Source organism: Gelidibacter salicanalis, assembly GCF_016469035.1.
Taxonomy (GTDB): Bacteria; Bacteroidota; Bacteroidia; order Flavobacteriales; family Flavobacteriaceae; genus Gelidibacter; species Gelidibacter salicanalis_A.
In genome coordinates, this window is the sequence record NZ_JAEHJZ010000042.1 from 55355 (window position 1) to 64784 (window position 9430).

Here is a 9430-nt window from a genome sequence, read left to right on the forward strand (position 1 = left end):
TTTAAATTCCTTTCTTAGACCTCACAGGTTTTCCTGCTTTGCCGAAGGTTCGTTGGAAGAGTAGAAATCTACGAGGTCTTTGTATCTTTACCTGATGATTCCCAAAAAACTCCAAGCCAAAATAGAGGCACGAAAGGTGGATAATACCTTTCGCCAATTAAGCCAACCCCATCAGTTGGTCGATTTTGCGTCCAACGACTATTTGGGATTTTCCATGTCGAAAGATATTTTTGATCATACCCATCATTATCTACAGGAAGCATTCATTTTTCAAAACGGTTCCCGTGGGTCGCGTTTATTGACCGGCAATCATGAACTTTACAAAGATCTGGAAGACTTGATCTGTAAAATACATTATTCAGAAAGTGCTCTGATTTTTAATTCAGGTTATGATGCCAACCTGGGGTTTTTCTCCTGTGTACCCCAACGTGGCGATGTTGTTTTTTATGATGAATTGATCCATGCGTCAATCCGTGACGGAATTACCATGGGTCATGCCCAAGCGTATAAATTTAAGCACAATGACCTGGACGATTTAAAGCGCAAAAGTCAGTCCCACACTGAAAAAAATGCTGAAAATTATGAAGTTTATATTGTGACGGAATCTGTATTTTCTATGGACGGTGATACGCCGGATTTAAAAGCCATAGCCGAATTTTGTACAGCAAACCACTTCAAATTAGTAGTTGACGAAGCCCATGCTGTTGGTATTTTTGGTCAAAAAGGGATTGGTTTGATTCATAGTTTAGGAATTGATACCGCCGTTTTTGCACGCCTCATTACGTTCGGGAAAGCGCTAGGCTGTCATGGTGCCGCAATTTTAGGGAGTCAGCAACTCACTGATTATCTTGTTAATTTTTCAAGACCCTTTATTTACACCACGGCTCTTCCGCCCCACTCCTTAATGACGATAAAAGCAGCTTATAAAGCGTTGCAACAAACCCATGCCATAGATATCTTACACGAAAATATCAAGTATTTTAAAGAGCAGACCGCTGAACACCAATTACAAAAATGCTTTATAAACAGTGATTCTGCCATTCAATGTTGCATTCTCCCAGGAAATGATAGGGTTAAAACCGCTGCCCAATATTTCAAGACTCATGGTTTTGATGTGAAGCCGATCGTTTCTCCCACCGTACCAAAAGGTGAAGAACGCCTGCGGTTTTGTATTCATGCCTATAATACAGAAGACGAAATGTTAAAAGTCTTGACACTCTTAGCTACCTTTCTACAATGAAAAATGAAATTTTTAGCACCGTTGCGGTATTTCAATATTCTTCGGAAGCACAAATTATTAAAGGCAGACTGGAATCTGACGGCATTGAAGTTTTTCTTGCTGACAATCTTACTATTGATACCGACCCCTTGGTTAGCAACGCTATTGGTGGTGTAAAATTGAAGGTACGCTCTACTCAAGTTGTTGAAGCCAAGCAGATTCTGGATTCCATTCAGCCCTATGCGATGGACGATGACGGAAATGCTCTTAAATGTCCTACTTGCCAGAGCACCCATATCGAATTATTCTCTACAATTAAAGACCTAAAATCCTTTTTCTGGTTTATTTTTGGGTTCTTATTTTCATCACTTCCATTTTATACCAAACATAACTATAAGTGCGAGGTGTGTGGAACCGAATTTGATTTAAAATGAACACATATTTCGTTACCGGAATTTCAACAGATGTTGGAAAAACCATCGCTTCAGCTATTTTGGTAGAAGCCCTCAGTGCAGATTATTGGAAACCAATCCAAGCAGGAGATCTGGATAATACAGACACCCATAAAGTGCAGCGCTTAGTATCCCATAAAAAATCAAAGTTTCATAAGAGCAGTTTTTTACTGAATACGCCCATGAGTCCGCATGCTGCCGCAGAAATTGACAGTATTGCCCTGTCAGCTAAATCCATAAAAGCGCCAAAAACCAAAAAGAATCTGGTTATTGAAGGTGCTGGTGGCCTCTTGGTGCCCATCAATGATTCTGAAACCATTATGGATCTGATCAAAACTGATTATAAAGTTATTGTGGTTTCAAGACATTATTTAGGAAGTATCAACCATACGCTCTTAACGGTGAACCTTTTAAAATCAAAAGGATTTGATGTGGCGCTTATTTTTAGCGGTGAGAGACACCCCTCAACGGAATCAATTATTCAAAAAATGACCCAAGTTCCAGTGATTGGAAGGATTGATGAAGAACCGTACTTTGATAAGAATGTGGTTTTGGAATATGCTGAAAAATTTAAAGAGAATTTATAATTCTATGCAATATATCTTGAGAAGTCAAACAATCAACAACAGTTCGACTGCGCTCAATGTGACCAAATAACTTAAGTAAATGAACTTAAAAGAACGCGATAAAAAACACCTTTGGCACCCTTTAACGCAACATAAATTGCATCCGGACACCATTGCCATTGTCAAAGCAAAAGACTGCACCTTAACTGATGAAGATGGCAACACCTATATTGATGCCATTGCCTCTTGGTACACCTGTATGTATGGACATTGCAATACCTTTATTACCAATCGTGTTTCAGCACAGATGCAACAATTGGATCAGGTGGTCTTTAGCGGGTTTACGCATGAACCGGCAATTAAACTTTCTGAAGCCTTGATGGCAATACTTCCCCAAAATCAGAATAAGCTGTTTTTTAGTGATAACGGCTCTACAAGTGTGGAAATTGGTATTAAAATGGCACTGCAATACCATTTTAACCGAGGCGAAAAACGCAACATCTTATTGGCTTTTGAAGATGGATTTCATGGCGACACCTTTGGTGCTATGAGTGTCTCTAGCTTGTCAGTGTACAACGGTCCTTTTGAAGACTACTTTTTAGATGTCAAGCGGATTCCTACGCCAAATGGGGAGAATCATCAGTCCATTTTAGACCTTCTGGAAAAATTAGTTTTAGAGCATGATGTTGCCGGATTTGTTTACGAGCCTTTAGTACAGGGTGCAGCCGCAATGAAAATGCACAACGCAGAAGGTTTGGACCAGATTTTGAAATTTTGCAAAGTCCATGGTATCATTACCGTTGCTGATGAAGTGATGACCGGATTTGGAAAAACAGGAAAGTATTTTGCTTCGGATTATATGGAGACTAAACCTGATATTATCTGCATGAGCAAAGCGTTGACTGCAGGATTACTGCCCATGGCGATCACCTCTTGTTCTCAGGACATTTACGATGCGTTTTATAGTGACGATATAAGTAAGGGACTGTTTCACGGCCATACCTATTCTGCTAATCCGTTGGCGTGTTCTGCGGCTTTAGCGGGAATAGAGCTATTGCAATCCGATAAAATTCAACAAAACATTCAGAGCATTAGCGTCTCACATCAGCGTTTTAATGAGCGCATTAAAGAGCATCCAAAGGTAAAAGCTACACGACAAACAGGTGTTATTTTTGCGCTAGACTTGAATATTGAAATGGAACGGTATGGCAATCTACGCGACCGACTCTTTTCATTTTTTATGGACAACGGGGTATTTTTAAGGCCACTCGGAAGTACCGTTTATATTCTAGCCCCATATGTCATTACGGAAAGTGAATTGGAAAAAGTGTATCAAACCATTGAAAATGCCTTAGAAATGCTCTAATATTTTAGCGGAATATTGAGATCTTAAATAGTTTCTTAAGTCTACTGATAACGGACCGACGAGATAAAATTCTAAAGTCTCAATCTGCCATAATCGTCAGAATTACATGGGTTTTGTAGTGAAGCCTCTGAGATAGTTTTATTTTTACTGAAATTTAAAGTTTTGCAACACCCTGTTTCTATTACGGCCATCAATTCCATTTCTCCACTAGGCGAAACCTCAGCGGAGGTTTGGAGGAGTTATCAAAACAATCACCATTACCTTTCAGAAAAATCATTTGGAGCGCATAAAGCAGTGGTTGGTCAATTACCTTCATCTGTAAAAGCAGCCATTAGCACATTAAAAAACTCCAATGCTCATTTTAAAAATTTGGATCCATCAGTAGTGTATGCCATTTATACTGCTCGAAATGCAGTAGCCCAAGCAGGTTGGTCGTCTAAAGATAATTTTGGTATTAACATTGGCTCCTCCCGTGGTGCGACCGCTTTATTTGAAAAGTACCACGAAGAATTTCTTAACCAAGGTCGCGCACAAACCTTAAGCTCTCCCACCACCACCTTAGGCAACATTTCCTCTTGGGTGGCGCATGATTTACAGACGCGAGGGCCTGAAATAAGCCATTCCATTACCTGTTCCACGGCATTACATGCTTTGTTAAATGGGGTGGCTTGGATCAATTCTGGAATGTGCGAAAAATTTCTGGTTGGTGGTAGTGAAGCGCCCCTGACCGCCTTCACGGTAGCACAAATGAAGGCTTTAAAGATTTATGCACCCGTAACTCCGGAAGGAAGCCAAACCACATTTCCGTGTCGTTCCTTAGATCTTCACAAAAAAAAGAATTCGATGGTGCTTGGGGAAGCCTCAGCCATGGCGTGTTTGGAAGGTGGTACTTCTCAGAATGCCTTAGCTACCATTATTGGCATCGGTTACGCCACTGAAGTATTGGAACACAATGTATCCGTTTCTTCAGACGCCGTATGTTTTCAACGCTCCATGACCATGGCACTTGGCACTCTCAATCCTGATGACGTAGATATCATCGTCACCCATACGCCAGGGACCATAAAAGGCGATTCCTCAGAAGTGAATGCTATTAAAGCTATTTTTACTAATAACATTCCTGCTTTAACCACTAATAAATGGAAAATTGGCCATAGCCTTGGTGCTTCCGGTCTTTTAAGTTTAGAGATGGCCACACTCATGCTGCAACATCAACAGTTTATTAACGTGCCTTTTATAGAGAAGCAATCGCCTAAACGCATCCAAAATATTATGGTGAATGCGGTCGGATTTGGTGGAAATGCCGTCTCAATTTTAATATCTAAATAAAATGTGCATTGTAGAGCACTTCTACCTCTAAACACTTTTCTTATTGGCTAAAAAGTTCTTTTTAGAATTTTAAACAATTTCAGTTCTTAAACCTTTTCTCTACTTTTAAGGTATGAAATATGTTACTCTCCTTGGAATCTTACTTATGATGGGTTGTGCATCCGTCAGCCCAATCAAAAAAGCAATAACTTCTGATGATGCTAAGCTCAATACGGTCATGACCCATTTGCCTATACATGAAGTTCAGATACTCTTTTCTGAAGTTGTCCGAGATAAAGACGGCAAGGTAAAATTTAAGGAAGATAAATTTCAAGTAGATGATGATCACTATTTCTATCCTGCCAGTACTGTAAAACTACCTATCGTGTTATTGGCATTAGAAAAGTTGAATCGAAACAAACTACTCAACATTCATACGCCTTTTAAGGTGGAAAATGATTGGGTCACCTCAACCTTTGCCAAGGATATCATAGCTATTTTTGCCGTAAGCAGTAACGCCGCCTTTAATAGATTATTTGAATATTTAGGGCAAGATGAGATCAATCAACAACTAAAGGACAAAGGCATTAACGCTAAAATTTATCACCGTTTGTCCATTCCAAATTCCGATAATTTAACCACTACACCCGTGTTGTTTTATAAAAACGATTCAGTCATTTATAAAACAGAAACCAAAGCCAATCAACCCATGGCGCCATTACAGTTGAACAGCATCAGCAAAGGAATAGGCTACACCATTGGCGACAGCTTAGTCCATCAACCCATGCATTTTTCTAAAAAAAATTACCTGCCTATCCGTTCTTTACACGGGATTTTAAAACGGTTGATGTATCCTGAATTTTTTCCCAAAGCACAACAATTTGATCTGACAGCTGAAGATCGTCAATTTCTGATTGACAACCATGGCAGTGCTTCCCAAGGAAGCTGGCTACAACCCAGAGGATTTTCCGGATACTTATGTTAAATACTTGGTAGTGGGAGATTCTAAAACCCCCTGCCAGAGCAATTTGAAATCCACAATAAAATAGGTTCTGCTTATGGCTATCTAACGGATTCCGCCTATATCATTAATAAAGATACCAATCAGGAATTTCTGCTTACGGCGACCATTCATGTTAATAAAAACCAAATCTATAATGACGGCGTTTATGAATATGACACAATTGGGATACCGTTTTTGGCGGCTCTCGGAAGAAAACTGGTATGGGATCAACCAAAATAAGTCTAAACTTTATCCAGTTTTTTCAAAATTTAAATGGATGAAGACATGATGCCAATCCGTTTCTCCACTTCCTAATCGGCATCTATAAATTAATGGTTCAAACCAATTTTAGACTGTTCAAGACAGTAACCAAAATCCATATTATAGGAAACGATAAAAAATTTATGGGCTTTTTGAAGAATTCTTTAAAATTAAATAAGTTATTTTTACCTCCTCATTGAAATTGACTAACATGACCAACGTAAGACACAACTGGACCAAAGAAGAAATTCTCAACATTTACAACAAACCTTTTATGGAGTTGCTGTATGAAGCAGCAACCGTACACAGGCAGCATCACGACCCAAATTCGGTTCAGGTGTCGACCTTGCTTTCCATAAAGACAGGTGGTTGCCCTGAAGACTGTGGGTATTGTCCACAAGCAGCGCGTTACCACACCAATGTTGAAGGTAATGATTTGATGAGCGTGCAGCAAGTAAAAGCACAAGCATTACGCGCAAAATCTACCGGAAGCTCTCGTGTCTGTATGGGCGCAGCATGGCGAAATGTAAAGGATGGCGAAGAATTTGACCAAGTTTTGGAAATGGTCCGTACCATCAATAAACTGGAAATGGAAGTATGCTGTACTTTGGGGATGATTACCGAAAATCAGGCGCACCGACTGGCAGAAGCTGGTTTGTATGCTTATAATCATAATTTGGATTCTTCAGAAGAATATTATAAAGAAGTGATTTCCACCCGTGGTTATGAAGACCGTTTGCAAACCATAGATAATGTTCGTAAAACGAATGTTACCGTGTGCAGTGGCGGCATTATCGGGATGGGAGAAAAGATTGAAGATCGCGCGGGCATGCTCGTAGCGCTATCTACTTTAAACCCGCAGCCCGAATCTGTGCCCATCAACGCTTTGGTAGCCGTAGAAGGTACGCCATTGGCAGATGAAAAACCTGTTGAAATTTGGGATATGATCCGTATGGTTGCGACTGCCAGAATTGTGATGCCGGAAACCCAAGTCAGATTAAGTGCAGGCCGTACTCAAATGAGTAGAGAAGGTCAGGCCATGTGCTTCTTTGCAGGTGCCAATTCAATCTTTGCCGGCGATAAATTACTGACCACTCCCAACCCTGATGTCAATGAAGACATGAAAATGTTTGAAGCTTTAGGCCTTAATCCGCAAAAGCCCTTTACTAAAAAGGTACAGCCTCCAACTGTTGAAGCTGCTGAATCTCAATTTCAAGCTTTAGGAGAAAAACCAAAATGGACACGTCCAGAACATAAAATTGAACGAAACGAAATAGCAAAACAACAGTCCAAAGTATTAAAATAGTCCGGATTTGCGTTAGGGATGGCAGCGGCACCCTTTTTGCTTTTTTTAAAGTAAAAAGGTACAGCGTACAGCCCGACCGCGCCTTAGCGCGGTAACGCCCAAATATTTAACATTCCTTTTTAAACGTTTGACAACGATTTCTTAACTTTGCAGGCTAAAACTTAGAACTTTGGAATTAGACCTACAAGACATTCCTCGTGTAAAGACGATTACCAAGGAAGATTTCATGAAATACTATTTTAAGCCTCAAAAACCTGTTGTTATTGAGCGCTTTATTGAAGATTGGCCAGCTTTTGACAAGTGGAGTTTAGACTATATTAAATCTGTTGCCGGAGACAAAATCGTACCGCTTTATGATGACCGTCCTGTGCATCATGAAGACGGATTTAATGAGCCTCACGCCAAAATGAAAATGGCAGAGTATATAGACCTTTTAAAACGTGAGCCCACTAAATTTCGAATATTCTTATGGAATGCCCTCAAAGAGATTCCGCAATTACAAAAAGATTATTTTTATCCTGACTTTGGATTAAAACTCATGAAAGGCTTGCCCATGTTGTTTTTTGGGGGACAAAATTCCCATACGTTCATGCATTATGATATTGATTTGGCCAATATTTTCCATTTCCATTTTGAAGGCAGAAAACTGTGTATTCTATTTGATCAGAAACAGAATCCGTACCTCTACAAAATTCCACATTCCTTGATTACTAGGGAGGATATCGACTTTTCCAATCCAGATTTAAAAAAATGGCCAGCACTCAAAATGGCAAAAGGTTATAAAACAGAATTGAACCATGGCGAAGTGCTCTATATGCCAGAGGGCTATTGGCATTATATGAAGTATATTACGCCAGGATTTTCTATGAGTTTACGATCTATTGCCAGAAATCCGAAAAATTTTGGTAAAGCCGTATATAATATTGTTATCATGCGCCATTTTGATACGCTCATGCGCAAAATAAAAGGTCAGAATTGGATTGATTGGAAAAATGAAAGAGCCATTAGTAGAACTCGAAAGAGTTTAGGCTAATTTTAAACACTTTTTAAAAAACATAGCTATCTTTGCCCAAAATTAAATACAAAACTTTTACAATGAAAAAACTGATTGTACTCCTAAGCATTTTAAGTGTTTCTTTTGCTAATGCGCAAGCGTTTAAAGGCAATACTGATAACAAATTGCAAATTGGTGCCAACTTACAAGACGCAGCAACAGGTATTAACGTAAGCTTTGATTACGGATTGGGCGAAAACATCTCTGTTGGTGTTTCAGGAGCCTACGCTTTAGGCATTAAGGAAGAATTGGATGCTGATTTTGGTGACCGTTTTGATATTAAAGGACGTTTTAATGCGCACTTAGGAAGTGTTTTGAATATTGATGAAAACTTCGATCTTTATCCAGGTTTAAACCTGAGCTTAAAGAATTTTGGTGGCCATGTTGGCGCACGTTATTTTTTCTCTGAGGGTTTTGGGATTTTTGCAGAAACGGTGTTTCCTTTAGCAAAATATGATAGCAATATCACAAACCCCGCACATGACATCCACAACCAGTTTGTAGTAAATATTGGTGCGACATTTAGCTTATAAAATTCTAATAGTTTAAAATGAACAACCTCGACCCAAGGGTACGAGGTATCAAGTAGAAGTTCCCTTTTTATTTCGACGCAGAGCGTCGGGGAATAAAACCCAGGGATCCCGCTAAAAAGCGGGATTAGTTCAACTAACAATTTTTAATTCATTGCTTCGCAACTTTTAAAAATTGAGTTTCACTAATTTAATGACGTAAGGTTCTCGATATGCCTCGAAAGCTTTAACATAATCTTCGTTTATCAAATCATTTCCAAAGCTTTCGGGACACTCGAACTGACAAACATATTATTTATTTGCGAGCAGGATAATCTCATAATTCAGAATCACTGCGGTTCGCGGTTCGATTCCGATGAAGGATC

9 protein-coding genes are annotated in these 9430 nt (G+C 39.4%); all 9 read left to right on the plus strand.

Translation table 11 applies throughout. The features are described 5' to 3' along the window. Nucleotides 1–94: 94 nt before the first annotated feature. On the plus strand, nt 95–1240 hold the full coding sequence (locus JEM65_RS16800; RefSeq protein ID WP_199602124.1) for an aminotransferase class I/II-fold pyridoxal phosphate-dependent enzyme: 1146 nt from the start codon (nt 95–97) through the stop codon (nt 1238–1240). Continuing rightward, a complete protein-coding gene (locus tag JEM65_RS16805) occupies nt 1237–1653 on the plus strand; it encodes a DUF2007 domain-containing protein (protein ID WP_199602126.1) in 417 nt (138 codons plus the stop codon). The genes JEM65_RS16800 and JEM65_RS16805 overlap by 4 nt, the downstream gene beginning before the upstream one ends. Continuing rightward, nucleotides 1650–2258, plus strand: a complete 609-nt coding sequence (gene bioD / locus JEM65_RS16810) for a dethiobiotin synthase (RefSeq protein WP_199602128.1) — start codon at nt 1650–1652, stop codon at nt 2256–2258. The genes JEM65_RS16805 and bioD overlap by 4 nt, the downstream gene beginning before the upstream one ends. 79 nt (nt 2259–2337) lie before the next feature. Continuing rightward, nucleotides 2338–3603, plus strand: a complete 1266-nt coding sequence (gene bioA, locus JEM65_RS16815) for an adenosylmethionine--8-amino-7-oxononanoate transaminase (protein WP_199602129.1) — start codon at nt 2338–2340, stop codon at nt 3601–3603. Between the two features lie 162 nt (nt 3604–3765). Continuing rightward, a complete protein-coding gene (locus JEM65_RS16820) occupies nt 3766–4932 on the plus strand; it encodes a beta-ketoacyl synthase N-terminal-like domain-containing protein (protein ID WP_199602131.1) in 1167 nt (388 codons plus the stop codon). Between the two features lie 112 nt (nt 4933–5044). Further along, nucleotides 5045–5896 carry a serine hydrolase gene (locus JEM65_RS16825; RefSeq protein ID WP_199602133.1) on the plus strand — a complete coding sequence of 284 codons (852 nt, stop codon included), beginning with the start codon at nt 5045–5047 and terminating at the stop codon, nt 5894–5896. A 490-nt stretch (nt 5897–6386) separates the two neighbouring features. Beyond that, on the plus strand, nt 6387–7481 hold the full coding sequence (bioB, locus tag JEM65_RS16830) for a biotin synthase BioB (protein WP_199602135.1): 1095 nt from the start codon (nt 6387–6389) through the stop codon (nt 7479–7481). A 169-nt stretch (nt 7482–7650) separates the two neighbouring features. Beyond that, nucleotides 7651–8514, plus strand: coding sequence for a cupin-like domain-containing protein (locus JEM65_RS16835; RefSeq protein WP_199602137.1), 864 nt, complete (start codon nt 7651–7653; stop codon nt 8512–8514). 62 nt (nt 8515–8576) lie between these two features. Continuing rightward, nucleotides 8577–9068, plus strand: a complete 492-nt coding sequence (locus tag JEM65_RS16840; protein ID WP_199602139.1) for a DUF6646 family protein — start codon at nt 8577–8579, stop codon at nt 9066–9068. The last annotated feature ends 362 nt before the right edge of the window (nt 9069–9430 follow it).